Source organism: Vibrio sp. 1727 (genome assembly GCF_033344415.1).
Lineage (GTDB): Bacteria > Pseudomonadota > Gammaproteobacteria > Enterobacterales > Vibrionaceae > Vibrio > Vibrio alginolyticus.
Map to the genome: position 1 here is coordinate 1 of NZ_JAWPOT010000159.1, position 842 is coordinate 842.

The 842-nt window shown below is 47.1% G+C and carries 1 protein-coding gene; it reads right to left on the bottom strand.

What is annotated here, in order from left to right; genetic code table 11:
• Window positions 1-842, bottom strand: an 842-nt coding sequence (locus tag R8O10_RS24505) for a DUF3103 family protein (RefSeq protein WP_318191856.1), incomplete at both ends; no start/stop codon positions are given.

Here is an 842-nt window from a genome sequence, read left to right on the forward strand (position 1 = left end):
CCTGCTCCTGGGTGGTCGACATACGCCGTGTCTTGCATCAACGTGTAGAAAACGTCAACAAAGTCATCAACGTTCGTAACAACCCCATCTGACATTGCATCGCTGATCTTGTTTGTGATTTGTGGGATGACTGCGTATGCCTGAACTTGCGGATCTGGAATGGCTTTCAGAACTTCTTCAGCCACTTGCACCAATAGTTTCGCCAGCTGTTTGTAGTCTGTGCCGTCATCTTGCTCCATCAGAACAATATCCGCAGCGCCCCAGCGGTAGCGAGACCAGTGAATGATGATTTGATTTGGGTAGTAATCTTGGTTGTCGTAATCCAAGTAAGGAAGTTCTACCAGATCAATTGTCGGCTCGTCGCGGCTTGGATTGACACCTGTCACGATGGCGTAAACCTCTGCTTTGCCAGAGATCCACGGTTCTTTGTCATCCGCTAAGCGAATTTTCTTCAGTTGAGTTGTTTGAATCGGAGCGACATCACTTGTCGCTGCGCTTTGTAGCATTGGTGAAGATTGTTTTTGACTCTCTGAATAATAAGGCTGAATTAGAGCTGGCTGCCCCAGTTTTTTCATTTCTGCCTGCATCGCCTGTAAGCCTGCTTTGAGCTCTGCAGAGCTGTTGTTATCGACAACTAGAACGGGAACGTCAGGAAGCTGATACACATCAAGTTGATGAATTTGCCCGTAAACGTCAAACGCTTCGATGTATTGCCAGCTTTCATCATCACCGCTTGGTTCAAAGGCAAAGAGTGGTGCAACGTCGCCATTGAGCCATGCTCCTAGCATTTTTTCGTTGGCTAAGCGCACTTCTAGCAATTGATCTGAGAATTCAGTAATTCC